We start from the raw sequence: 26319 nt of genomic DNA, 5'->3' as shown, positions 1-26319 counted from the left end.
GTCATGAGTGACGGAAATAAACGGGCACCTTTTGCCAAAAACCTGCTGAGCATGCAAGTCGACCTGTCCAAGTTTACCCTGGCTTCAGAGGAGGACAAACAGAGTTTCGAAGTCATGCGTCCGCCCAGTACTTTCTGGCGGGACGGCTTCAAAAACTTCAAAAAGAATAAAATGGCCATGACCAGTGTGATTGTTTTGATACTGATCATCCTGGCCATCGTGATCATCCCCAAGTTCGTGCCTTACAAGTACAGCGAAACCATCCGGGTGGAGGGTCAGCGCGACCGGACGGTCGCCAATTTGCGGCCTTATGAGTGGTCTGAAAAAGAACAGGAATACATCGATAAGGGCGGGGATCTCTTCCCGCATGTCATGGGAACGGACCCGCTGGGGCGGGATTATTTCATCCGCGTCATCATCGGAACCCGGGTTTCGCTGATTGTGGGTTTTTTCGCCAGTCTGATCGTCTTGGTTATCGGCCTGATTTACGGATCCATATCCGGTTTTCTGGGCGGCAAGACCGACCTGGTCATGATGCGGATCGTGGACATCATCTATTCGCTGCCTGATACCCTGATGATTATCCTGCTGTCCTTTGTTCTCAAGGAAACCATCGGAAAGCAGATTCAGGGAACCATCCTGGCCAAAATCGGCACCGGCATGATCAGCATGTTCATCGTCTTCGGCCTCCTTTACTGGGTCAGCATGGCCCGCCTGATCCGGGGTCAGATCCTGTCCATCAAGGAAAATGAATATGTACTGGCCGCCAATTCCATGGGCGCATCCAAGGCGAGAACCATCCGCAAGCATATTTTGCCCAACTGCATCAGTGTCATCATTATCTCAACGGCCCTCCAGATTCCTTCGGCCATCTTCACGGAAAGTTTCCTAAGCTTTCTCGGCCTGGGTGTGGCGGTGCCCATGCCCAGCCTGGGCTCGCTGGCAAGTGAAGCGCGGCAGGGCATGCAGGCCTACCCCTACCAGCTGATTTTTCCGGCGGTCATCATCTCCTTGATCGTGCTGGCCCTGAATCTAATCGGAGACGGCCTGCGCGATGCTTTTGACCCTAAGTTGAGGAAATAGACATGGCAGAACATTTGTTGGAAGTTAAAAATCTAAGCACTTCATTCTTCACAGATTCCGGGGAAGTCAAGGCAGTCAACGGCATCTCCTTTGAACTGGACCGCGGCAAGGTCCTGGGCATTGTCGGGGAGTCGGGGAGCGGGAAGAGTGTGACGGCTTATTCGATCATGCAGATTTTATCCTTTCCCGGCCGCGTTACCGGCGGAGAAATCATTTTCAAGGGAAAGGATCTTTTGAAGCTGTCCGACAAAAAGATGCGGGAGTACAGAGGCGAGAGCATCAGCATCATTTTCCAGGATCCCATGACCTCACTGAATCCTGTTTACACCATCGGCAATCAGCTGGATGAGGCCATCCGGCTGCACACCGACCGCAGGGGCCAGGCAATCAGGGAGCGCTCGCTTGAATTGATCCGGCTTGTGGGCATTAATGACCCCAAGCGGCGCATCAAACAATATCCCCATGAACTGTCGGGCGGCATGCGCCAGCGGGTCATGATTGCCATGGCGCTCGCCTGTGAGCCGGACATCCTGATTGCGGACGAGCCGACGACCGCCCTCGATGTGACCATCCAGGCCCAGATCCTTGAGCTGATTAAAGAGCTGCAGCAGCAGTTCGGCATGGCCGTCATCATGATCACCCATGACCTGGGCGTGATTGCGGATATGTGTGACGAAATCATCGTCATGTACGCCGGATCCATCTGTGAGCGGGGGACAACGGACGACATCTTCTACTCACCCAAGCATGAGTACACCAAGAACCTGCTCAAGTCCATTCCCAAGTCACAGAAATCCGACGAGCGGCTGGTACCCATTGCAGGTAACCCCATTGACCTTCTCAACTTGCCGGAGGGATGCGCTTTTGCCCCCCGCTGCCAGGCAGCCATGGAAATCTGTCTGGAACAAAGTCCCGAGGAGATCGTCCTGTCAGAAACACAGTCGGCCGCCTGCTGGGTCAATGTCCGCGAATATCTGTTGAATCACCGGGGCGCAGAAACCAAAGAAGAGGGAGGCGACAGCGCATGACCAGCCAAGTGAAGGAGTCTGCCGCCAAGGCAAATGCCGGTAAAAGGGATGCCTCCAAAAAGCTGGACTACCAGCCGGATCCGGCCAACATCCTGGAAGTACGGAATCTTAGCAAGCATTTCAATATCAAGACGGGTCTTTTCAGTTCCCTGCCGCTCAAGGCGGTTGATGATGTCTCCTTTTTCATCCGCCACAAGGAAACCCTGGGCCTGGTCGGTGAATCCGGCTGCGGCAAGACCACAGTCGGTCGGGCGCTCATGTGGCTTTATCCGCCGACGGCAGGCGATGTCTATTTTAACGGATCGCTGATTTCCGAGAAGAACGTCCGCTCACTTCGGCGCAACATGCAAATGGTTTTCCAGGATCCCTATTCCTCACTCAACCCCCGCATGACCGTGGAGGATATCATCGGCGAATCCCTGTCCATCCATAAGATTTTTAAAACCAAGAAGGAGCAAAGGGAACGCGTTTATGACCTGATGCGCCTAGTCGGGCTCAACAAGGAACACGCGACCCGCTATGCCCACGAGTTTTCAGGCGGCCAGCGCCAGCGGATCGGCATTGCCAGGGCCCTGGCCATCAATCCCAAGTTCATCGTCTGCGACGAATCGGTATCCGCGCTGGATGTGTCCATCCAGGCGCAGATACTCAACATGTTCAAGGATCTCCAGGATCAGCTCAATTTGAGCTATCTTTTCATTGCTCATGATATTCTGGTTGTGACCTATATGAGCGACCGTATCGCGGTCATGTACCTTGGCAAAATGGTTGAGCAGGCAAAGACGGATGAGATCAACAGCAATCCTATCCATCCCTACACCCAATCGCTCTTCTCCGCCGTCCCCATTCCCGATCCCAGGACGGCCCGGGAGAGTCACCGGATTGTACTTGAAGGAGATGTTCCGAGCCCTCTGCATGTGCCGAGCGGATGCGCCTTTCGAACGCGCTGCCCTTACGCAACCGAGCAGTGTGCATTGGAAACACCCCCCTTTGAGGATAGAGGCGGCGAACATTTTGTCGCCTGCTGGAATCGTTAGGTAAGCGAACGCATAACTTGCGGGACATGAAGAAACCAAAGACAGCGGTTGGCTGACAACCGACACCGGGCCGGACCGTGATAAACCGGAAGAAAGCCCCTTTGGGGAGAGGAAAAAGGAGGAAAGAATGAAGAAACTACTGACAATCCTTTTGATGTTCGTCATGATCCTCACACTCGTTGCCTGTGCGCCGAAGGAAGCGGAACCGACCAAGGCGCCGGAGCCGGGCAAGACTGAGGCTCCGACCCAGCCGGGAGAGACCGAGGGACCGGGCGAGCCCGGAGAGGATGATGAATATCCGGATCCGCACGACTGGAAGGCCTACGATGATCTGATTGAGTTCATCAAGACAACGCAGGACATGGATGCCCGTCTGGCTGCCATGCACGAAGCGGAAGACATGTTGATGGCGACCGGCGCCATTGTGCCGATCTACCATTACAACGACAACTACATGGCCAAGCCCGGAGTTGAAGGCTACTATGTCACGCCCTACGCTTACAAGTACTTTGAAAAAGCGACCTTTGGGGACCGTGACACCCTGAATCTCTGCATTGCCAGTGAGCCGCAGTACATCGATCCCGCGCTCAACTCGGCCGTTGACGGAGCGGTCATGGCGGTCAACTCCTTCTCCGGTCTGGTGACCTACAACGAGAAGATGGAGCTGGTGCCCGACACAGCCGAGAAAATTGACATTTCCGACGACGGCATGACCTACACCTTCACCATGCGTGACGGCCTGAAATGGTCCAACGGCGACCCCTTTGACGCGCACGACTTCGAGTATTCACTCAAGCGCGCCGCCGATCCGGAAGTCGGAGCCGACTACCGTTACATGCTGGACTGCATCAAGGGCTGGCCCGAGGATGACACGGAAGATGTCGAGAACCTGGCTGTCAAGGCCTCGGAAGACGGCAAGACGCTGACCATCGAGCTGAAAGCCATTACGGCCTACTTCCTCGATCTTTGCGCCTTCCCGACCTACTTCCCGGTCCACAAGGCTTCAGTCGAAGGCGCACCCGGCTACAGGGACACCGACGGCAAGATCAAGGATCCCGCTGCCTGGACCCAGGAGGGCGGCTACATCTCCAACGGCCCCTTCATGAACACGGGCTGGGAGCACAACCGCAGCATCACCTTTGAGAAGAATCCGCACTTCCACCGGGCTGACAATGTCAAGCTCCAGAAGCTGCACTTCGTCCTCAACGACGATGATCCGGTCATCTATCAGATGTACACGGCCGGTGACCTCGATTTCATCGACAACGTACCGCCGGCTGAAATCAAGAAGCTTCTCGAGGAGAACAATCCGGAGTTCCACGTGGTGGACAACCTGGGGACCTATTTTGTCATCTTCAACGTCAAGTCCGATATGTTTGACGGCATGTCGGTCGCTCAGGCGGCCAAGGTCAGATGGGCAGTCATGTATGCCATCGACCGTCAGTACATCGTCGACGTAGTGGGACAGACCGGCCAGACCCTGGCCAACTCCTTCATCCCGCCCATGATGCTGGATGGCACCGGTCACGAGTTCAAACGCAATACCGCTGCCTACTCCTATCCGGATGAGGCCTCCGCGGGCTACTACCCCTACGAGCAGGATCTCGACAAGGCGAGAGAACTGCTTGAAGAGGCCGGCTACGAATTCGGCGGCGACGGCAAACTCCTCGACTCGAATCCGATCCACATCAACTATCTCTTCAATACCCATGAGGCTCACGCCCAGATCGCTCAGATCATCATCGACGACCTGGCCCAGCTCGGGATTGAAATGACCGTTAATCAGCAGGATTGGGATACCACCCTGGCTGAAAGAAAAGCCGGCCATTATGACGTTGCCCGTCACGGCTGGATCGCTGACTTCAACGACCCCATCAACATGCTTGAGATGTGGACGTCGACCTCCGGCAACAACGACGCTCAGTTCGGAAAATAATTGCCGGATGGAGCAAGCCTGGCGTTGACATTGTCTTGATATGTTAACAGCGGAGCCCGGCACCTTGAGAGGTGCCGGGCTTTCCTTCGCATTTGGCTTGCATTTGACCAAAAGCGTGATACCATCTAGTGGTGTGAAGGGGGCGGGCCCTTTCGGGCGGATGAATTCCCCAACTAAAGAACAAGGAGAGAGAAGATGAGTCTTGTCATCTTGACGGTTATCATGGCCTTCGGGACTGTGCTGGCGCTCGGTTACGCGGCCATCAACTACTATGCGGTCAAGCGGATGGATGAGGGGACGGAACGGATGCAGGAAATCGCCGCGGCCATCCGCCTCGGCGCTTCGACCTTCATTAATTACGAATACCGGGTGGTCGCCATCATCGCAGCCATTATCTCGGTGATCCTGGGCATCCTGATCACCTGGCAGATGGCGGTGGCTTTTATTGTCGGGGCAGTCATGAGCGCCCTGGCGGGTTTTATTGGAATGAAGATTGCCACCTATTCCAATGTCCGGGTGACCAACAAGGCCCGCGAATCGCGAAGTTTGAGTGAGACTTTGAAAGTGGCCTACCGGGGCGGAACTGTCATGGGTCTTTGTGTCGGGGGCTTTGCCCTCCTGGGAATCCTGATTGTCTACCTGGTCTTTGGGCACGTATTCGGACAGATGCGCGATATCGTTGACGGGGTTCAGCACATCAACTGGTGGGGATTACCGACCACCTTTACCATCACCCTTTCAGGCTACGCGCTCGGCTGTTCCATCATCGCCATGTTCAACCGGGTCGGCGGCGGCATCTATACCAAGGCGGCCGACATGGGGGCCGATCTGGTGGGCAAGACCGAGGTGGATATTCCTGAGGACGATCCGAGAAATCCTGCCACCATTGCAGACAACGTCGGAGACAATGTGGGCGATGTGGCCGGACTTGGCTCTGATCTTCTCGAGTCTTACGTCGGCGCCATCATGTCTGCGGTCATCCTGGCCTGTGAAGTTTTCAGAAGCCACCACGTCGATGTAAGCAAGGGCATGGTCTCCGCCATGATCAACTACCCGCTGGTCTTTGCCGCGGGCGGGCTTGTGGCCTGCGTCATCGGGATAATGTCGCTTCTTCTCAAAAAGAAATTGTCGGAAAACCCTCACCATGAACTCAATATGTCGACCTGGATCTCAGCCGGCGCAACCCTGATCTTCGGACTCGTATTGGCCTGGATCATGTTTGGCCGGATGAACCCGGTCGAAATGAAGAATGCCCAATTTGCGGTTGGCTGGATTTCACCCCTGCTGGCAGCCAGCATGGGCGTGATCAGCGGGATTATCATCGGGGTCTTCGCGGAATATTACACCAGCTATTCCTATAAACCGACCAAGGTCATCGCCGAATCAACCAAAGAAGGTGTCGCCTTGACCGTGACCGAGGGATTGGCTGTCGGCATGAAATCGACCATGTACCCTTGCGTGACGCTAGGGCTGGCCATCCTGGGCGCCTACCAGCTGGCTGGCATGTATGGGGTCGCCATGGCGGCGACCGGCATGCTGTCCTTCGTCACAGCGACCGTCTCGGTGGATACCTATGGGCCCATCGCCGACAATGCCGGCGGCATCGCGGAAATGAGTTTCCTGGACAATGGGGTGCGCCAGATCACGGATACCCTGGATGCGGTGGGCAATACAACGGCTGCCATCGGCAAGGGCTTTGCCATCGGCTCCGCGGCTCTGGCTGCCCTGTCCATGATCTCTTCCTACCTTTTCACCTTCACGCCTCCGACCGAGCGGATCATCCTGGACGCCATTCAGCCCCTGACCCTGGTCGGACTGGTGGTGGGCGGCGCCCTGCCTTTCATGTTCTCGGGCATGCTGATTGACTCGGTAACCAAGACGGCCCGGGTCATGGTGGTCGAAGTGCGCAGGCAGTTTCGTGAAATCAAGGGTCTGCTCCAGGGAGAGGTCCTGCCGGACTATGAAACCTGCATTGCCATCTCCTCCAGGGGCGCACTGAAGGAGATGAGAGTTTCTGCTCTCTTTGCCGTTCTCTTTCCGGTTGTTACCGGCTTTATCCTCGGCCCCATGTTTGTCGCGGGGCTCCTGATCGGTTCGACCATTTCAGCCATCATGCTGGCGCTCTTTACCGGCAACGCCGGCGGTGCCTGGGACAATGCCAAGAAGTTTATCGAAGTGGGCGGTATTGAGGGCTTGAGCCGCGAGTCCGAGGAACATAAGCATGCCATCGTTGGCGACACCGTCGGCGATCCATTAAAAGATACCGTGGGACCTTCGCTTGACATCCTGATCAAGATCATGTCGGTGGTTTCGGTGGTCATGGGCGCTGTCTTCTCGCGCTTCAACCTGCTCAGCTGGATCCAGTCACTTCTGAGTTGAAGGAAACTGAATTGGAACATGCGGGCCCCTCCTTTTGATAGGGGGGCCCGTTTTTCTTTGGGCGGACGTGTGGCAGAATATGCCTATGGCCGCTGTGGAAAAAAGACTCTTTACCGCCATTGAGTTGCCCGAGGACTGGCTGGAAGCAATCGCATCAAACTGTGAGGCCTTGAAAGAGCAGGGTGTGCGCGGGCGCTTTGTGCCGCCTGAACGGCTTCATCTGACCCTCAATTTCATCGGGGAGACGGCCAAAGAGAAAGAGATAATCTCAGCATTGACCGGACTGGATCGGCCTTTTTCCCCCATCCTTTCAGCGGGGAAAGGCGGTTTGTTCCGCCGCAAAAAGGGCGGGGATCTGGTCGTCTGGCATCTGGAGCCGGACAAGGCGCTTGAGGCATACAGGGAATCCGAGCTGGCCGCCCTGGAGGCAATCGGGCTCCGTCTGGATCAACGTCCCTATACCCCCCACTTGACCCTGATCAGGGAGGCAGAGGGCAGTTTTCTTGATTCGGACGATTTTTATTCCGCTTTCAATCTGCCTCAGGCTTTCGTTGCGGATGAAGCTGTTTTATTCTGGTCCCGTTTCGTTGGAGGCAAGCTGGTTTACACACCCTTGAGCCGGTATCCTTTCGGCCTGGGAAAGGAGGAAAATGATGTCAAGCCTTGAACGGGTCCTGGTGACCGGGGGGAGCTCCGGCATCGGCAAGGCCCTGGCTGACCTCCTGCTTCGCGGGGGGAGTCATGTCTACTCATTGTCGCGGACGGTCCTTCCGGAAGAATCCTATCCCAAAGGCGGGATGCTCTGCCAGATTGCCTGCGATATTACGGATGAAAGGGCCCTGTCCCAAGCCTTTGAAGAAATCAGGGGGAAAACGGACTTCCTGGACGCGGTCTTTTCCAACGCGGGATTCGGTATTGCCGGTGCGATCGCTGATACGCCCAAAGAGGAGGTCATGCGGCAGTTTGATCTTAATTTTTTCTCATCAGCCGAGGTGGTCCGGCACAGCATCCCTCTCCTAAGGGAAAAAAATGGCCGGATCATCCTGACCAGTTCTGTCGCAGCTGTTGTATCCCTTCCTTACCAGAGTTTCTATTCAGCCACCAAAGCCAGTCTCAACATGCTGGCCCTGGCCCTCAATACCGAGCTGAAAGCTTTCGGAATCAAGACAGTCGCCGTCATGCCCGGCGATGTGGCGACCTCCTTCCCGGATAACCGGGTCAAGGATTCCTGCCTTTTGACTGAATACGGGGAGGGCTGTGAGCGGTCCGTTGCCCGCATGGAAGATGATGAGCGGACAGGCACAGAGCCATCGGCGATTGCAGCAAAGATAATCCGGATAGCAAAAAAGAAACACCCCAAGCCGCTTTACGGGCTGGGCTTTTTTTACCGGCTGGTTCTTGTCCTCTTTAAGCTGCTGCCAGTGAGGCTGACTCATTGGATTGTCGGGCGGCTCTATGGCTGAGTAACAATTTCCAGTCCGCTGGACAAAGAGGCGACTTATGATAAAATGACTTGGCGTCCGGGGAGAGCCGGACACAATCCGGGCGATTAGCTCAGTTGGGAGAGCGCTGCGTTCGCATCGCAGAGGTCGAGAGTTCGAGTCTCTTATCGTCCACCATAGGGCGCCCGCTTGAGAAAGCAGGCGCTTTTTAATCGACAAAGGGAAGAAGGAATGCGTTTTTTCATGAAACCCGCAAACCAGGCCGCGATCTTTGATCTCGACGGAACCCTGCTGGATACCCTGCCCTCGATCATGGCCTCATGCAATGAAACCATGAACCGCCTGGGGCTTCCGGAATTTGGCAGGGATGAGATCCGGACCTTTCTTGGCATGGGAGCCCGGGTCCTGGTTGAAAGGATGATGGATGCCGCAGGTGTCACAGAGCCATCCATTGTCGATGAAGCACACCGGCTCTACCGGGAGCTGGCGCCAAGGCAAAGGGAAAGACGGGCGGAGCCCTTTCCGGGTATCCGGGAAATGCTGGACCAGGTCGCCGGGATGGGACTCAAACTGGGGGTGCTGACCAATAAAAGTGACAAACTTGCGCCGGGGATTGTCTCCGATTCATTTCCCCAGGGGCTTTTCACCGCGGTCCGGGGAGCGAGGCCCCTGGTCCCCCTGAAACCGGATCCGCAATCGGTTCTCCGCATGCTCAGAGCCCTCAAGGCAAATCCCGGCAAGTCTTTTTTTATTGGCGACAGTGACATCGATGTCCTGACGGGAAGGGCGGCCGGCATGCGCACCATTGCCGTGACCTGGGGCTACCGGCCCCGGGAGGAGCTGGAAGCCCTGTCGCCTGACTGGTTGGCAGAAAACCCTGCAGGAGTGGCCGACTACATCCGGTGTCACCGTTGACGGCAGGCCCGGCTGGAACCTATTGGCTTGCTTGATATTTCTGTCTTTCCCGCTCCTCCAGCACTTTCAGATCGATTTTCCCCACCAGGGTTTTGGGGAATTCCTCGATGAATTCGATTTCCTTGGGAACGGCATAGGGAAGCAGCCGTTCCTTGACTTTTTCCCTGACCAGCTTCTCGAGTGCCTGGCGGTCAGTCCCTTCCTTCACTCTCAAAAAGACTTTGACTACCTCCATCTGGTAGGGATGGGGGATTCCGATGGCCGCAACCTGGAGAACCTGGGGAATCTCCGCGATGATATTCTCAATCTGCAGGGGGTAGACATTGACTCCGGAGACCTTGATCATCCGTTTCAGCCGGCTGGTGAAATGATAAAAGCCATCGGGATCCCGATAGCCCAGATCGCCGGTTTTAACCCAGATTTTTCCGTCCTTGTCAGGGAGCAGGGTTTCTGAAGTCGCTTTTTCCTGGTGCAGATAGCCTTTCATGACGGTGGGGCCGGTCACATAGATCTCGCCAATCTCACCATCGGGCTTGAGAACGCCCGTTTCAATGTCAGCAATCTTCATTTCCATGTTGGCCAGGGGGAGTCCGATGCCGCTGCGGTCGGAGGAAACATGATGGGTCAGGCAGCAGACAGTGACAGTCTCCGTCAAGCCGTAGCCCTCCCGCAGGCGGGCGCTTGATCCGTGCTCCGCCAGAAATCGGTCAAAGCGCTCTTTCAATTCAGGCGTCAGGGAGTCACCGCCGCAGAACATGGCGCTGAAGCACGAGAAATCGATCTTCTCCATGACAGGATCATTGAGGACGGCCTCGAACAAGGTCGGCACACCGGCCATCAGGGTTGGCTTCTGCTTCTTGATAATGGAGGCCAGGCCTTTGGTTGAAAACTGCGGAACCAGGATGCAACAGGCGGCGTTGACCAGCATGGCGTGCATGCCAATGCAAAGGCCAAAACCGTGAAAGAGGGGGAGGACGTCGACGAAGGCTTCCCCGTAGGGGCGGGGCGCATCAATCGGGTAGCCGATGGCACTGAAAATCTGACAGGCGATTCCGTTGAAGTTGCGGTCGGACAGCATAATGGTCTTGGCCTCAGCCGTTGTTCCGCCGCTGTGAAGATAGGTGGAGACGCGCTCGGGGTCTGAAGCTTCCTCCAGCTGGCTCAGATCCTCTTTGATCCCTTGCCTGATCATGTCATCCCAGCGTATCCAGTTCCTGTTCCGGGGCATCAGCTTGTTGGCCTTGCGCGCCTTGGTCAGCCAGAGCCCTGCCCGGCTGACCGGATCGGCCGACCGGGCCATGGGGGCGATTAGAACAGTTTCAAGAGTTGAATCCTCTCTTTCCTCTTCGATGTGACTGGCCAGCCGGCCCAGGAATAATTCGGGAAAGCACAGGAATCTGCTGCCTGTCTCCCTGATAATTTCCATGACATTGGCCGCGGGAGCCAGCGGGTGGATCATGTTGCAGATACCGCCCATCCGGTTGACAGCGTAAAACAGAATGACGGTTTCAGGCGTGTTGGGCATGCAGATGGCAAAAATATCACCGGCTTTGAATCCCGAAGCCATCAAACCCCGGCTGCAGTCATCAATTTGGCGGCCCAGCTCGCGGTAGGTCATTCGGGCCCCGAGATAAGATAAAGCTGGCTCATCCGGCCGTTCACGGCACGTCTTCCTTACCAGGGAATACATGGTTTCGTCAGGAATGACGAAAGACGTTTGGAAACTTGGATCGACAATTGAAAAATCGGGAAACTGTTCATACATGGGAAGGCTCCTTTCAGTCCGCGATTGCCGCAGGACCAGCCGCTGCCGCAGAGGCTTCAGTACCGATGAAGGTATTCTACCATTTATGAATGCCATCACCTATACTTGACTGAGGCAGGTAGAGGGGCGGGTGGCAGAAATGGCAAAAAACAAAACCTTGTATGTGTGTGTGGAGTGCGGTCATGAAACCAGCGGCTGGCTTGGCAAATGCCCTTCCTGCAGTGCCTGGAATTCCTTTTCAGCCCGGACGGAAGCTGCCGTTGCCACACCGGGCAGGGCCGGGAGCTGGCTTGAGCCCCGGGAAAGGTCTGGCAGGCCCGATCTGGTCGATCTCTCCCATGTCCAGGCCCGGGAGGAGGTCAAGCAAAAGACTTCGATTGCCGAACTCGATCGTGTTCTGGGTGGAGGCATGGTCAGCGGCTCCCTGATCCTGCTGGGGGGTGACCCGGGAATCGGCAAATCGACACTGGCTCTCCAGATTTTGGGCCACTGCGGTTTTGACCATGTCCTTTATGTCAGCGGAGAGGAATCAGCTTCCCAGATCGGCCTTCGCTATGAAAGGCTGGGCCTTTCGCAAAAGAGGATTCCGCTGCTGACGACGACAAGGCTGTCAGAGATAGAGGAGGCCCTGACCATCAATCAGCCCTCTGTTGCGGTCATTGATTCCATCCAGACCGTCTATGCGGATGACCTGCCTTCAGCGCCCGGTTCGGTGACCCAGGTGCGTGAAGCGGGAATGGGGTTCTTGAGGCTGGCCAAGACCCATGGAATCGCCATCATCCTGACCGGTCACGTGACCAAGGAAGGAGCCATCGCCGGGCCGCGTGTGTTGGAGCATATGGTCGATACGGTTTTGTATTTCGAAGGGGAGAAGGAAAGCCCGTTGCGGATTCTGCGTGCGGTCAAGAACCGTTTCGCCTCGACAGGGGAAATCGGCATCTTTGAGATGACCGAGAAGGGGCTCCTTTCAGTCAGTCAGGCAACCGGTCTTTTCCTTGACAGTGAACCCAAAAATGTGCCTGGTTCAGTTGTCAGCGCTGTTCTGGAGGGTACCCGGCCCTTTCTGCTTGAGATCCAGGCGCTGACGGTTCATTCGAGTTATGGAACGCCGATCCGGATGGCCCAGGGGATTGACCGGTCAAGGCTGATTATGCTGATGGCAGTTGCCGAGAAGAAAACAAAAATGGATCTGAGCTCGCTGGATGCCTATGTCAATGTGGCGGGTGGGATGCGGGTGAAGGGGACATCCATTGATCTTGCCATCCTCGCCGCTCTCCTGTCCAGTGTGCGCGAAGAGCCGGTTTCAGTTGACGCCGTCGTACTCGGGGAGGTCGGTCTTACAGGTGAAATCCGCTCTGTTCCCCGAATCGCTGATGCGCTGGAAGAGGCGTACAGGGCGGGGAAAAACCGCTTTGTTGTCCCGGCCTCAGCCAAGTCCAAATTGCGCCGGTTCGAGAAGCGGGAAGACGTCAGGGTCTATTATGTCAGTGAACTGAATGAAGCCTGCGACTTGCTTTTTTCAAAGGAGATCAGCTTGTGAATTGAGGGGAGGTTCTTCCATGGAAACGGTCGCCGTTCTGCTGGCAGCCGGTCGAGGCAGCCGTTTTGGCAGCAGCGTCAACAAAATCTTCCAGAATATGGGAGGCATTACGGTATTGGAGCGTGCGGCACGCGCTTTGTTAGGCCATCCCGCAATCTCATCCATGATCGTGGTGGGGGCCGCGGGAGAAGAGAACCGGATCGGATCGCTTTTGGCTGGCTCCTTTACTGGCCGCCGTTTCCGGGTGATCAGGGGCGGGGAGACCAGGCAGATGTCAGCCCTGCTGGGCCTGCGTGCTGCACGGGAAATGGCAGCTGACAAGGGAGGGGGCCGGGTCGCTGTTTTGGTTCACGACGCGGCCCGGTGTTTTCTGCGGGCGGATACAGTCACCGTCCTGCTTGAAACCATTAAGCGCTTCCACTGCGGGGCAGCCCCTGCCATTCCGGTCAATGACACCATCCGCCTGATGGACGAGACAGGACGCACCATCCTCAAAACCATGCCACGCGATCGCCTGGCCGCCATGCAGACACCGCAGGGGGCTGATCTCGATGTTCTTTTGGAAGCGGCTGAATTGGCAGAAAAAGAAAAAGTCACGGTCACGGACGACCTGGAACTCCTGATCCGTATCGGTTTCCCGGTGCGCCTGATCAAGGGTGACCCGCTGAATATCAAGCTCACCACTCCGGAAGATTTCTATTTTGCGGAGGCTTGCTGTATTCCCCGGATCGGCTGACATTGCTCCCGGGTCCGGCAGTCATGCAGCACCTTTTGTGTTAAACTGTCAGAAACAAGAAAAGCGCGCAAAAGATGACATCAAATCACATTCAGGAGGCATCTTATGGCTAAGGCACCGGCCCCGACCACGACTCGTTTGCTCACGACAATCAATGCCCGTTACTATCCCGTAGAGGGTGTGGCGGATGCATACTGTCTCGACGGAAAGTTTCCGGGGAAAAGAGAATTGCGTGCGGTCAATCTGACGCTTGACCGCGAGGCGAGGGGTTTTTTGGTTTCCGTTTTCGCCTACCCGTCGGATACGCGATCCCGTCAACTTGCCTGGCAGGAGCCCCTCAGGCGGCTGGCCAACCAACTGGTTTCTGAAACCGGTGATATCGACACGGATATTAATGATCTGGCTGAAACAGCGCTCGATGTCACGGGCGGTTTGAAACTTTCGGAAGAAGCAGCGCGTGCACCCTATTTTGCTGGAATCATTCTCAGAGACGGCGAAATGGCGGCCGTGACGGTCGGAGGAGGTCAGGCTTTCATTTACAGGCAGGATGCGCTTTATCCCCTGACAGGTCAAAGCGGGAGCATGGATGCGGTTGATCTTTACGGTGACGCCGTTGAAGGCCTGGAAGACTTCATTGCCGGCGAGGCGGGAGCCATCCGTTATTCCAATATCGCCCAGGTTGAAGAAGGCGACGTGATTGTCCTTTGCAATGGCGAGCTTTTTGATGTCATCGGGCAGAAAGAATTCATGAGGCACCTTTCAGATGCTGAAGATCCCATGGATGCGGCAGGTTTGCTTATGACTGCTGCCGCCTCCCAGACGCCGGGAACCCCGATCCAGGTCACGGTTTCCAAAGTGGACAGGATCACAGCTGTCGAACAGTCTTCGAAATTCAGCCTGGGACGATTTGCGACCCAAGCCATGGAGCCTGTCATTGCACCGACGCGGGAAACAACGGAGCCGGAACTGGCCCCAACTCAGCGCTATGAGAGACAGGACAAGGTCGACCGCGCCCGCCAGGCCCCTCCCCAGTGGGAAACGGAGGACGGTCCGGACAGCTGGGCCCTGCCTCCCTTGCCGGTAAGTGAGGCGACGGAGCCCTTTGAGGCGGTTGCTCCGCGCATGGGGCATGAGCGGGAGCAGACCCACGGTGATTACCAAGATGATTTCCCTTCATCCGATCCGGCAGCAGGCTGGGAGACACTGAAGAGCGGCGACTATCGCGAGGACAGTCTGCCTCCCTCCGGGGGTGGGGAACTGCCGGTATTTGCCTACTCGCAGGCTGCGCAAAAAAGACACCGCGATGGTTTGCCGCCTTACGATGACTACGACCGGCAAGGCGACTGGGACACCGGTGAAGACCTTGACCGGGCGCCCCGCGATTACGATCCCTACGGCGATTACGACGACTTCGATGATGGTTACGGAAGAAAGCGGACCGGACGGCCGGATGGGAAAAGACGCCTGGTCTTTTACGCTATTTTGCTGGCCATTATTGTTGTTTGCATTGTTGCCTTGATCAAGTTGCTGGCCGGCGACAAGAAGAAGCCGGTTGAAACGGAACCGGCGACTACTGCGCCGCTGATCATCCCGACGCAATCGATGCCGCCGCCCACCACAGTGCCGACCGAACCGACGGAACCTGTGACAACAGAGCCGGAGGGCCAGACCCATATTGTCGTCGCCGGGGATACCTGGTGGGGCATCTGCATGAGGTACTATGACAGAGCCAGCGAATCACTTTGCGAAAAACTGGCCGAGTATAACGACATGAGCGTGAGAAACCTTTACGTGGGCAATAAGGTCAAGATACCGCCCCTGTCTGAACTTCTGGGCGACTGATCGAACTTTTGCCAAGCGCGTTATAATAAGGCCCGGGGGATCCGGGCCTTTGCACATAAACTCATTCAAAGGAGATTCATTAGTGAAAGCCTTAAGCCTGAATACCATCCGCAGTCTTTTTCTTGACTATTTCGAAAAAAAAGACCACTTGGTTCTGCCCAGTTTTCCCCTGATCCCGGAGAATGATCCCTCCATCTTATTGATCAACGCAGGGATGACGCCGCTCAAATCATGGTTCACGGGGGCAGAAACTCCGCCTTCCCCCCGGGTTGCCACCTGCCAGAAATGCATCCGGACCCCGGACGTTGAGAGAGTCGGCAAAACAGGGCGCCACGGCACCTTCTTTGAGATGCTGGGCAATTTTTCTTTCGGGGACTACTTTAAAAAAGAAGCCATCGAGTGGGCCTTGGATTTTTCCCTGAACACGTTGGAACTTGCCAAAGAGCGCATTTATATAACCATCCATGTCGATGACGATGAAGCCTTCCGGCATTGGGTCAGCGCCGGCATCCCCCCCGAAAGGATCTCGCGTTTTGATGAAGAGAACTTTTGGGAGCACGGCACAGGTCCCTGTGGCCCCTGCTCCGAGCTTTTCTACGACCGGGGAGAGAAATATGGATGCGGAAGCCCTGATTGCGGGGTCGGTTGCGAGTGCGACCGCTACATGGAATATTGGAATCTTGTTTTCACCCAGTTCAATAAGCTGGAAGATGGCACTTACCAGCCGCTTGAAAAGAAAAATATCGACACGGGCGCTGGCCTGGAAAGGATCGCAGCCATCGTGCAGGAAGTGGGCGGCATGTTCGAGGTCGACACCATCCGGGCCATCCTGGACAAGGTCTGCCAGGAGACCTCGACGGTTTACGGTGTCAACGAAAAGGACGATATTGCCATCCGCATTGTTACCGACCACGTTCGTTCCGCCATGATGATGATTGCCGACGGAATTATCCCTGGCAATGAGGGGCGGGGCTATGTGCTCCGCCGCCTGATCAGGCGCGCTTCACGCCAGGGCAGGCTTCTTGGCCTTGACCGGCCCTTCCTGTCACCCATCATGCGGACCGCGATCAGCCAATCCAGTGAATACTACCCGGAACTCCGCCAGGAAGAACTGATTATTTCCATTTTGGAGGGTGAAGAAAAACGCTTTGACCGGACCATCCGGCAGGGCATGACACTGCTGGACGAGGCTTGCGAAAAGGAACAGGCAAAAGGTTCCCGGATCCTTCCCGGTGATGTCGCCTTCCGCCTGCACGATACTTTCGGATTCCCTATCGAATTGACCGTGGAGATTGCGGGGGAGAAGGGCATGCGCGTCGACATGGACGCCTTTGGGGAGGCAATGAAAGAGCAGCGGCTTCGCGCCCGCCAGGATTTTCACGAAAAATCCTCGACTGCATGGGGGAGCATCGCTCTCCCTGACCAGGTACGCCTTTTGGAACCGACCCGTTTTGACGGATATGAGCAGCTTGACACCGAAGTGCCGCTGCGCTTTATTCTCAAACTCCGGGAGGACGGCCAGGCGCTGGCCGCCGCCGATTCAGCGGATGAAGGTGAAGAAGTCTACCTGGTTGCCGATGCGACACCCTTTTATGCGCAAGGCGGAGGGCAAAGGGGGGATGCTGGGCTGGCGCAACAGGATGGCGGCGAAGCCGGAATTATCACGACAGAGAGGACGGGAGACGGGATTGTTCTGCATCTGGCCCGTGTAACCGCAGGTTCTCTGCGCACAGGGCTGCCAATCCGCTTCTCGGTTGACGCCATTGAAAGGAAAGCGACAGCCAGGAACCACACCGCCACCCATTTGCTCCATTCAGCGCTCCGCGCAATCCTGGGCGAACACACCACCCAGAAGGGATCCTATGTCTCTCCGGAAAGGCTTCGTTTTGATTTTCAGCACCATGGGCCCCTTTCGCATAAAGAAATACGCGCAGTCGAATTCTATGTCAACCAGGCTGTACTGGCTGACTATCCGGTCAAGGTCGAAATGATGACCCTGGAAGAAGCGAAGGCGTCCGGTGCCGTTGCCCTCTTCGGAGAAAAATATGATGCCCGCGTCCGGGTCGTTTCATGCGGCCAGCTGTCCCGGGAGCTCTGCGGGGGAACACACCTGACTTCGACGGGTGAAATTGCCCTTTTTCGCATTATTTCAGAGGCGGGCATCGCTTCAGGGATCCGCCGTATCGAGGCGGTAACCGGGGCCCGGGCCCTGGAGGAAGCCGACTGTGATGCCGAAACCGTCTACGCGCTGGGGCAGTTCTTGCGCGTGCCGCGGGAGGAACTTCTGGACAAGGTCATTGCCCAGGAAGACAGGATCCGGTTGCTGCGCGATGAATTGAGACAACTGGAGCGCGAAAAATTGGCCGGTTCGGTGGAGGACCTGAACGAAAAAGAACAGGACATTGGCAAGTTTCGCGTCCTTTTCCATGAATTCCCCGGCTATGAGGCCCGGGAATTGCGTGAGGCCGGCGACCGGCTGAGAGACAAGCTGGGGGAGAATGCCGTCATCCTGCTTGCGGGCAGGGGGGAGGACAAGGTATTCTGGCTGGCCATGGCAGGCAAGGGAGCGGTCGAAAAAGGAATCAAGGCGGGCGATCTGGTCAGGGAAGCTGCCAGGATCACGGGAGGAAGAGGCGGAGGCCGCCCCGACATGGCACAGGCCGGCGGCCACGAGGTCAGCAAGGTGCGAGAAGCGCTCGAAGCCGTGCGCAGTCTGGTTGAGGCAGCTGCCAAATGAGAAAGAGTCAAGAAATGGAAGATTGTATATTTTGCAAGATAATTGAAGGGACCATTCCTTCGGCCAAGGTATTCGAAAATGACGATGTGGTCGCCTTTAAGGACTTGAATCCCGTCGCGCCGGTTCACGTCCTGATTGTCCCAAAAAACCATTTTTCAGATCTTTACGAGATGTCATCGACGCCGCAGGGTCTCGAAATACTTACCCGCCTCTATAGAGCCTTCCCGGAAATCGTGCGCGCCTGCGGTTTGGAATCAGCCGGTTTCAGACTGATCAACAATTGCGGGGAGGATGCCGGCCAGACTGTCATGCACGTCCACTTCCACCTGATCGGAGGGCTTGAGCTTGGACCTCGGATTATCTAGCCTTTTTCTTCTCCGTTAATGGCCTTCAGGAGGGTCCGGATTTTTGTTGTAGGATCCAGGAGCGATGAGAGGGAGGCATTGTGATTGAGGGCATCGATGATCAGGGCGACGAAACGGGAAACACTGACGTCCCTGTACCAGGGGGCTGCCAGAAGCTCCGGTGCCCGGTAAATCAGGTTGGTGCAAAAAACGGCATCAATCGTTCCCTCTTCATAAGCTCTGTTGAAGGCCTCAAGGCCGTCGGTAAAGAGGCCGAAAGTCGCCACGCAGAATATCCGTCTGGCACGGCTCGCCTTCAATGTCTTGGCGATCTCCAGCATGGATTCGCCTGATGAAATCATGTCATCGACAATCATCACGTCGCGCCCGGCAACGGGCTGCCCGAGAAATTCGTGGGCGATAATGGGGTTGCGGCCGTTTTTGATGACAGTGTAGTCCCGCCGCTTGTAGAAGGTTCCCAGGGGGATGCCAAGGACAGACGCATAGTACATGGCGCGGTAGATGGCACCTTCATCGGGGCTGATCATCATCATCTCGTCGTGGACAAAGCGGATATCGGGGAAAGATCTGATCATGGTTTCCAGAACCTGATAGGTGGTGGGCACATTTTCAAAGCCGGATGTAGGGGTTGCGTTAGCCACCCGGTCGTCGTGAGCATCGAAGGTAATAAAATTGTCGACACCCAGCTGATCGAGTTCAATCAGCATGTGCGCGCAGTCAAGCGATTCACGTGCATTTCTTCGATGCTGGCGTCCCTCGTAGAGGTAGGGCATGATGACGTTGATCCGGCGCGCCTTGCCCGATGAGGCCAGAATGACCCGTTTCAGGTCCTGGTAATGGTCGTCCGGACTCATTCTGTTGAGGGATCCGCGCATCTTATAAGTAACCGAGTGATTGGTCACATCGCAGAGAATGTAGAGATCATGTCCCCTGACGGTGCTCTCGATGACTGCCTTGCCCTCACCGGAGGAAAAGCGGAAGGTGTTGACCGGCACGTGGAAATCGTCCCGCATAAAACCTGGCGAAACTTTTGCAGGCATGGCTCCCGACAAGTAGTCTTTCCGCCTGGCGATCAGGGCCCTGTTGACCTCACCGGAGAAGTCAAGCGCTCCTTTCAAGGCAATCAGGGCGACAGGTGCGATGGGCAACATGGGATTGTTTCCGTATTGATCATAGGTGTAATAGTTGCTGTCGCCTCTTTTGAAGGACTTGTGGAACTCTTCAGCTGTCAGGGTATTTCTCCTGCTTATTGCCTTACTGCAAAATCTGAAAATGTAAGCTGTCTGTCTTCGATGCTGTCGCCTTCGTCTCCCTGCAAAAACCGGTAACCGCCTCGTTCCAGCAAGGCATCGATGCGCGCAGCCGGAGCCATCAGCCTTGACAGGGAAGCATCGTGGTTCAGGGCGGAAATCAAGAGGGCCAGGTCATCTGCCATGGGAATATCGGTGTACCAGGGCGACGACAAAACCTCCGGCGGCCTGTAGGACATATCAGTGGAAAAAACCCGCTCGATGATTCCGCTCTCCCAGGCCTGCCTGATGTGACCGATCCCCTCGGTGAACTGGGTGTAGGAAACGGAACAGATGATCCGGTTGGCGCCGCGCGACTTCAGTTCGCTTGCGCTGGCAACCAGATCCCTGCCGCTGTCCAGCATGTCAGCGACAATGATGATGTCCTTGCCTTCGACCGAATCCCCCAGATAGGTTCGGGTCATCACCTGGTGGGGCTGCCCCTCAATATATTGGAAGTCCCGGCGCATGTAGAATATGCCCAGGGGGACTTTCATGGCGGAGGCAAAGAAAATGCAGCGGTTGATGCTGACCTCATTGGGGCTCACAATCATCAGTGAATTACTGTCGATCTTCAGGTCCGGTATGGTTTCAAGGATGGTGCGAATGCTCTGATAGGAGGTGGGGAAGGATTCAAAATTTGAGTTAGGCACGGCATTGGCGACGCGGGAGTCATGGGCGTCGAAGGTAATAAAATTGTCGATCCCCAAACTGAAAAGATAACGGAGCATGGCTCCGCAATCGAGCGATTCCCTGGCAGATTTCCGAAACCGCCTCCCTTCAAAGAGGTAGGGCATGATCACATGAATGCGGGCGGCTGAGTCGCGTGATGAAAGAATGAGGCGGATCAGATCCAGGAAGTGCTCATCAGGTGCCATCGACACGTCGGCGACGTATCGGCTATAATGGGCGCCGTAGTTAAGGACATCGGTCAGTATAAAAAGATCGTGGCCCCGGACCGAATCGATAATCTGTGCCTTGCCCTCGCCGGAACTGAAACGGGTCAGATCGACTTTAATCCGGTATTCGCTCCGGACATAGCCGGGAATTCCAAGCAGTTCGGGGTTTTGTCTGGCGGCTTCCTGCCTTCTCAAGCTGAGCTGGTGGTTGATGCGTTCCGCAAGTGCGGGGTCGAGCTGCTCCGTTATCAGGCCGATGGGTCCGTATGAATCAAGGACAGGATCATCCCCGAAAAGGTTTTTAACAGACTGTTCGGCCGGAAAAGCAAGGTTAGACATACAGGATCCTCCGGTGGCACAATTATAGCAGATGAAAAGGTTGTGACAGTGGCCAAGACGAAAAAACGAAAAATGGAAACAGCCGGTATTGCATATGTAGCGGCCGCTTCAAGTAAACAGTTTCCAAAGCCGTCCAGACGGGAAATTGTCTTCGTCGGCCGGTCCAATGTTGGGAAATCGACCCTGCTCAACGCCCTCAGCAAGCGGAAAAACCTTGCGAGAACCAGTAAAACGCCGGGAAAAACCCGGATGGTGTTTTTCTATGATGTATCGCCTGATTTCTATTTTGTCGACTTGCCGGGTTACGGCTATGCCAAAACATCGCAGAGAGAGAAAGAGATTTTTTCAAAGGTTACTGAGCAGTACTTTGAAGCGGGAAGACCGATCGCCCTGGTCCTGGTACTCCTTGATATACGTCGGGGATTCAGTCAGGCGGATCTTCAAATGCTTGATTACCTGAGCCATTATGAGATGGACTGGCAGGTGGTCCTGACCAAGGCCGACAAACTCTCAAAGCAGCAGGTCGCCAAAGCCGAGCAGGAGGCATTGGCCGTCATCCGGCCTTACGTTCAAAAGAAGGGCTGCCCCTTGTTGAACCCCCTGTCCGTTTCTGCGGGGCTCAGTCCGGGTGACGAGCGGATGAAAAGGCTGGAAGACCGGATGATTGAGAGGCTCGGAAGCGCATTCGCGTCGATTTGACACGGAACTGAAGAAAAAGGGGAAGAAAGACTTTCCGTAAAATCCAGCCGGTCCGCATAATCCGGACATGGCAGAAAGTCTGGGAAGAGAGAGCTTGATGCGTCTTGTCGCCATGCGGCCCGGCGCCCTTTGTTTCGTTCTTCTTTTCTCTTTTTCATTTTTCAGTTGCCGGCTGAGAATCGCGCGATGGGAAAGACGGGTTCCAGAAGGAGCGATCAACTTTACCGGCCTGGTTGTGGAGGCCGGCAACCCCCTGCCCGGTGATCCGCATGGGGTTCGGGCGCAGAAGATCCGGCTGGCCGATGGAACCCCTGTTCTGATCCGCACGGACCTCCCCGCACAAAAAGGAGACCGGATCGAGGGGCGGGCAGTATTTGAGTGCGCAGAAGGCGCAAGAAATCCCGGCGGTTTCTCGGAACGTAACTGGCTTTGGTCCAGGGGAGCCGTTTGGATCGGGCGGTCAGGCAGCTTCCGGCTTGACCCGCGCCAGGGTTTTTTTCTTTGGTTCGCAAGGCTGCCGGACCGGATCCGTGATTTCGTCCGTCAGCATCACTTGCCCTTGTGGGAGAGCCGCTGCGGACCCCTGATCCTGTCACTTGTGACAGGCGATACACGTCTTCTCCAGGACCGGCAGACTTTCTTTCTGCGCAGCTCGGGGCTTTCTCATTTGACCAGTGTATCAGGGACCCACCTGATCTTGCTGCTTGGCCCCCTCATGTGGCTTGCGCGAAAATCCAGGCTGCCCCTCAAAGCCAGACAATGGGCGATCCTCCCCCTGATCCTCCTGCCGGGTATCCTGAGCGGCTGGAAGAGCGGCATCAGCCGGGCGTCACTGGTTCTTTTCGCATCAAAACTGGATTTTTTTACCCGGCTCCGGCGTGATGGGTTCAACCTTCTTCTATTAATCGGTTCGATCTTGCTGGCCGCCAAGCCCTACGCGATTTTTGACCAGTCATTTTGGATGAGCCTGTCAGCGGCCGGGGCGGTATTCCACACAGCCAAGCGGCTTTCAGGACGATCCGGATCCCCGGTTTACACAAAACTGAGGGCTGCCATGGTTTTTTCGGCGGCTGCCCAGGGGGTCATCCTCCCTTATCAGATCACGACAGCGCCAGGCATCCATTTGCTGTCCCCTTTTTTGAATATGGCCGCCTTGCCTTTGGCCGCTTACCTGATGGCCGCAAGTTATCCCGCCCTCTTTGTCTTATCCTTTCTGCCCCGGTCCTCCGAGCTCTTTGCCCCGACGACGCGCGCGATTGCCGCTTTGTTGAACCCGGCTGCTGATCTTCTTATGTGGATGTCGGAAGCAGTTGCCAAGACACACGCTGCTTTCATCCCTTTGAAGTGGTGTCTGCTTTTTCTGCCGCTGATCGCATTTTGGGCTTGGTTTTTTGCAAAAAAGAAGAGAAAATTGCCGCCGGCTGCCGCCCTGGCAGCTTCGTCGCTTGGCTGGCTGCTCGTGGTATGTCTTGCCATCTTTTCCACGCCGGCGGCCAAAGTTATCTTTTTTGATGTGGGGCAGGGAGATGCAACTTTGTTTATCACGGAGAGCGGCCAGACGCTGATAATCGACGGAGGTGATAAAAACCACGGTTACCGGACCATCATCCCTGCGGCCAGGATGCAGGCGCTGGGCAAGATTGACCTTGCCATTGTCACACACGCTCACAACGATCACGCCTGGGGGATCGCGGAACTCATGGATGCCGGATTGATCGGACACCTGTGCCTGCCAGCGGTCGAAGCCGACAGTCAGACCGGGCCCCTGCATGAAGAAGACATGACGGCCTTGCTTTTGGAGATGGCGAAAGAGTCAAATCTGCCTGTCACCCTTTTGCAGGCAGGGGATTCAATCAGGCTTGGAAAGAGCCTGATTGAGGTTCTGCACCCGGATTCAAGGAGCGGCCGGGTTGATCTGAATGAGGCCTCCCTTGTGATGCGCGTGACGATGGGGGGGCTGTCTCTTCTAATGACCGGCGATCTGACCGAAGAAGGTGAGCGGGCCATCCTCAGGTCGCGGGTCGATTGTTCAGCGGATCTGCTGCACGTCGCCCACCACGGTTCCAGGCATTCAAGTTCAGCGGATTTTCTGGAAGCCTCCAATCCAAAGACTGCCCTGATTTCCTCGGGCCGCAACAACCGTTATGGGCACCCCCACCTCCATGTCTTGGACAGGCTTGACCAAAGGGCGGTCCGGATCCTGCGGACGGATGAGAGCGGGGCCGTTTTCTTGAAGATTCGGGGAGGAAAGGGTAGGATTACAACGTGGCTGCCCTGTGCCGGCCGCACAGAATGAGGTGGGAATATGATACCGGTCATCGACAAATGGATGGATTACCGCGAAACAGGAAATGACCTGGAAAGAGGGATAGACCGTCCCGCCTATATCCTGACTGGAGAAGAGCTGTTTTTGGTCCGCCAGATACGCGACCGGATTGTTGCGGCACTGGTGTCGCCGGGGTCAGAATCCATGGATCTTGTCAAGCTGTCAGGCGATGGGAAACCTTCCTCGATTGACGCGGAAGGTCTTCTCGCAGAGATAGGGACTCCCCCCTTTCTTTCGGCTCACAAGGTTATCCAGATCGATCAAAGCGGCTTTTTCTCATCGCAGGCCTCATCGGGCGTTTCAGGGGAATTGGCCCGGGTACTCGGGCACCTTCCGGAAAACTGCCATCTTGTTTTTACGGAAGAATCGGTTCATTCCTCCAACCCCCTGCTCCGGCAGATGAGAAAGCAGGGAACCCTGTCAGCCCGTTTCGGCCAGCAGAAGGCCCCGGATCTGCAAGCTTGGATTTCGGCGCTTTGCGGCCGGGAAAAACTTCGCATTACCAGGGAAGCAGCTGACTCCCTGATCCGACGTTGCGATTATTCGATGTCTGCGATTTTCAGTGACTTGTCAATTATCTTCCTGTATTTTCACTTTACAGAAAAGCGCGATGTCACCCTGGCTGACATTGAATATCTGGGCCGCGAAGACCTGACCGGCAAAATTTTCGATTTGACGGACGCAATAGCCGCCGGCAGGGTGGACGAGGCGCTCGGGCGCCTCGATGTTCTTCTTGCGCGCAGAGAGGCCCCTTTGTTCATCCAAACCATGCTGGCCCGCCAGACTCGCGACTTGCTGATCGCTGCCGAATGTGAAAGCAGTGACCGGATTTTGGAAAGCGGTGTCACCCAAAGCCAATTTTTCGCCCGCAAGCTTGCCAGGCAGGCAAAGAGCTTCACCATGCAAGGTCTGGAAGCCATGATGGAGAATTGCTTTCAGGCGGATCTTGCGGTAAAAACCGGGAGGCTCGGCAGTGAGGAAGCCTTATCCATCCTGGTCATAAGAGCTTGCGGAGCTGCCTGAAAAGCAGCCATTTCTCATTTTCCTGAATTTATCTGCTGATTCCTGGCCGGGCAGGTTTTGCCGGCCTCTTGTTTGAGCGGAAACAAATGAAAGGATGAGAGAGGATGGAAGTGAATCGAGGAAGCAAAGAACAGGGTGATTTCCTGACCATGAAAGAATTACCCCTGTCGGAAAGGCCCTACGAGAAGGCGGAGCGAAAGGGAATCGGAGCGCTGGGTCACGCTGAGTTGCTGGCCATCGTTCTGACATCAGGAAGGAGCGGGGAGACCGCCATTCAGATTGCCCAGAAGATACTCCTCAAAAGTGAAGGACTGAAAGGGCTGCTTGAGATCAGTTCCGAGGAACTGCAGGAGATACCGGGCATCGGGCGGGTCAAGGCGGTCCGGGTGCTGGCCGCAGTTGAACTTGGACAGCGGGCCGTCGCGGAGCGGCGTTCTGAGGTCAGAACACCAGCCCTGGGCCCGGACGACGTAATACGGCATGTAGAGGCGACCATGCGCTATTTGCCCAGAGAGGAGTTTCATGTCCTCCTGCTCGACACCCGGAATCGAATCATCAAGTCGGTTCGGATCTCCCAGGGGGGGCTGGCGGCTGCCGTTATCCACCCGCGGGATATTTTCCGTGAAGCAGTCAAGGCAAACGCTGCCTCCATTGTCCTGGTTCACAATCACCCAAGCGGGGACTCTTCGCCTTCGCAGGCGGATATCGAGTCGACCAGAAAATTCGCGGAACTGGGAAAGATGATGGGGATTCCGGTACTCGATCACGTCATTATCGGTGCGGAATCTTCCTCCAGCTTCAGCAGGCTGGGTCTGTTCGAGTAACGTATTTGTAGGTCGGTAGGAGAAAAAGAGATTCCTCCCTAAACTGCTAAGGTGAGTAAAGCACACACCGCCTTTGCGGTTGAAGGAGGAATCTCATGGCAATCATACAGGAAAT

The 26319-nt window shown here is 55.9% G+C and carries 20 protein-coding genes and 1 tRNA gene; 18 read left to right on the top strand and 3 right to left on the bottom strand.

What is annotated here, in order from left to right:
• Positions 1-3 precede the first annotated feature (3 nt).
• The 9 genes from GX839_03550 (at position 4) to GX839_03510 (ending at position 9820) form a co-directional block, all read left to right on the top strand.
• The gene (locus tag GX839_03550; protein ID NLB04539.1) at positions 4-1083 is read left to right on the top strand and encodes an ABC transporter permease; all 1080 of its coding nucleotides are present in this window, start codon (positions 4-6) and stop codon (positions 1081-1083) included.
• A gap of 2 nt (positions 1084-1085) precedes the next feature.
• Positions 1086-2111 (top strand): ABC transporter ATP-binding protein, encoded by a 1026-nt coding sequence (locus GX839_03545; protein ID NLB04538.1) that lies wholly within the window; start codon positions 1086-1088, stop codon positions 2109-2111.
• Complete coding sequence (locus GX839_03540) at positions 2108-3148, top strand: ABC transporter ATP-binding protein (protein ID NLB04537.1); 1041 nt, start codon at positions 2108-2110, stop codon at positions 3146-3148. Before GX839_03545 ends, GX839_03540 begins: the two co-directional genes overlap by 4 nt.
• A 127-nt stretch (positions 3149-3275) precedes the next feature.
• Positions 3276-5084: a peptide ABC transporter substrate-binding protein gene (locus GX839_03535; GenBank protein NLB04536.1), complete on the top strand. Its 1809-nt coding sequence runs from the start codon at positions 3276-3278 to the stop codon at positions 5082-5084.
• 195 nt (positions 5085-5279) lie between these two features.
• On the top strand, positions 5280-7463 hold the full coding sequence (locus tag GX839_03530) for a sodium-translocating pyrophosphatase (GenBank protein NLB04535.1): 2184 nt from the start codon (positions 5280-5282) through the stop codon (positions 7461-7463).
• Between the two features lie 85 nt (positions 7464-7548).
• Complete coding sequence (thpR, locus tag GX839_03525; protein NLB04534.1) at positions 7549-8130, top strand: RNA 2',3'-cyclic phosphodiesterase; 582 nt, start codon at positions 7549-7551, stop codon at positions 8128-8130.
• Positions 8117-8926 carry an SDR family NAD(P)-dependent oxidoreductase gene (locus GX839_03520; protein ID NLB04533.1) on the top strand — a complete coding sequence of 270 codons (810 nt, stop codon included), beginning with the start codon at positions 8117-8119 and terminating at the stop codon, positions 8924-8926. The genes thpR and GX839_03520 overlap by 14 nt, the downstream gene beginning before the upstream one ends.
• Before the next feature lie 80 nt (positions 8927-9006).
• A tRNA-Ala gene (locus tag GX839_03515) sits at positions 9007-9082 on the top strand.
• A 66-nt stretch (positions 9083-9148) separates the two neighbouring features.
• Positions 9149-9820, top strand: coding sequence for an HAD family hydrolase (locus GX839_03510; protein ID NLB04532.1), 672 nt, complete (start codon positions 9149-9151; stop codon positions 9818-9820).
• A 19-nt stretch (positions 9821-9839) separates the two neighbouring features.
• On the opposite strand, the gene GX839_03505 is transcribed toward GX839_03510, so the two are convergent.
• Positions 9840-11585, bottom strand: coding sequence for a long-chain fatty acid--CoA ligase (locus GX839_03505; GenBank protein ID NLB04531.1), 1746 nt, complete (start codon positions 11583-11585; stop codon positions 9840-9842).
• A gap of 139 nt (positions 11586-11724) precedes the next feature.
• Between GX839_03505 and radA the strand changes: the two genes are divergently transcribed.
• The 5 genes from radA to GX839_03480 all read left to right on the top strand — a co-directional run bounded on the left by radA (position 11725) and on the right by GX839_03480 (position 18805).
• Positions 11725-13125 carry a DNA repair protein RadA gene (gene radA, locus GX839_03500; GenBank protein ID NLB04530.1) on the top strand — a complete coding sequence of 467 codons (1401 nt, stop codon included), beginning with the start codon at positions 11725-11727 and terminating at the stop codon, positions 13123-13125.
• 19 nt (positions 13126-13144) lie between these two features.
• Positions 13145-13861 carry a 2-C-methyl-D-erythritol 4-phosphate cytidylyltransferase gene (ispD, locus tag GX839_03495; GenBank protein NLB04529.1) on the top strand — a complete coding sequence of 239 codons (717 nt, stop codon included), beginning with the start codon at positions 13145-13147 and terminating at the stop codon, positions 13859-13861.
• A 105-nt stretch (positions 13862-13966) separates the two neighbouring features.
• Positions 13967-15703 (top strand): LysM peptidoglycan-binding domain-containing protein, encoded by a 1737-nt coding sequence (locus tag GX839_03490; GenBank protein NLB04528.1) that lies wholly within the window; start codon positions 13967-13969, stop codon positions 15701-15703.
• A gap of 82 nt (positions 15704-15785) precedes the next feature.
• Positions 15786-18440 carry an alanine--tRNA ligase gene (gene alaS / locus GX839_03485; protein ID NLB04527.1) on the top strand — a complete coding sequence of 885 codons (2655 nt, stop codon included), beginning with the start codon at positions 15786-15788 and terminating at the stop codon, positions 18438-18440.
• A 14-nt stretch (positions 18441-18454) separates the two neighbouring features.
• On the top strand, positions 18455-18805 hold the full coding sequence (locus GX839_03480) for a histidine triad nucleotide-binding protein (GenBank protein ID NLB04526.1): 351 nt from the start codon (positions 18455-18457) through the stop codon (positions 18803-18805).
• Here GX839_03480 and GX839_03475 read toward each other — a convergent pair.
• Together GX839_03475 and prs are read right to left on the bottom strand one after the other, a co-directional pair.
• Positions 18802-19956, bottom strand: coding sequence for a ribose-phosphate pyrophosphokinase (locus GX839_03475; protein NLB04525.1), 1155 nt, complete (start codon positions 19954-19956; stop codon positions 18802-18804). The two genes, GX839_03480 and GX839_03475, sit on opposite strands and share 4 nt — an antisense overlap.
• Before the next feature lie 95 nt (positions 19957-20051).
• Positions 20052-21332: a ribose-phosphate diphosphokinase gene (gene prs / locus GX839_03470; GenBank protein NLB04524.1), complete on the bottom strand. Its 1281-nt coding sequence runs from the start codon at positions 21330-21332 to the stop codon at positions 20052-20054.
• Between the two features lie 48 nt (positions 21333-21380).
• Between prs and GX839_03465 the strand changes: the two genes are divergently transcribed.
• The 4 genes from GX839_03465 (at position 21381) to radC (ending at position 26204) form a co-directional block, all read left to right on the top strand.
• Positions 21381-22031, top strand: a complete 651-nt coding sequence (locus GX839_03465) for a YihA family ribosome biogenesis GTP-binding protein (protein NLB04523.1) — start codon at positions 21381-21383, stop codon at positions 22029-22031.
• Positions 22032-22125: 94 nt separating this feature from the next.
• On the top strand, positions 22126-24327 hold the full coding sequence (locus GX839_03460) for a DNA internalization-related competence protein ComEC/Rec2 (GenBank protein NLB04522.1): 2202 nt from the start codon (positions 22126-22128) through the stop codon (positions 24325-24327).
• Between the two features lie 9 nt (positions 24328-24336).
• On the top strand, positions 24337-25380 hold the full coding sequence (gene holA, locus GX839_03455; GenBank protein NLB04521.1) for a DNA polymerase III subunit delta: 1044 nt from the start codon (positions 24337-24339) through the stop codon (positions 25378-25380).
• 104 nt (positions 25381-25484) lie between these two features.
• Positions 25485-26204, top strand: a complete 720-nt coding sequence (radC, locus tag GX839_03450) for a DNA repair protein RadC (protein NLB04520.1) — start codon at positions 25485-25487, stop codon at positions 26202-26204.
• Positions 26205-26319: the final 115 nt, after the last annotated feature.

This window comes from Fastidiosipila sp. (assembly GCA_012511175.1).
Classification (GTDB): domain Bacteria; phylum Bacillota; class Clostridia; order Saccharofermentanales; family DTU023; genus UBA4923.
The sequence above is the reverse complement of the archived record's forward strand: the minus strand, read 5'-3'. Positions and strand labels throughout refer to the sequence as shown.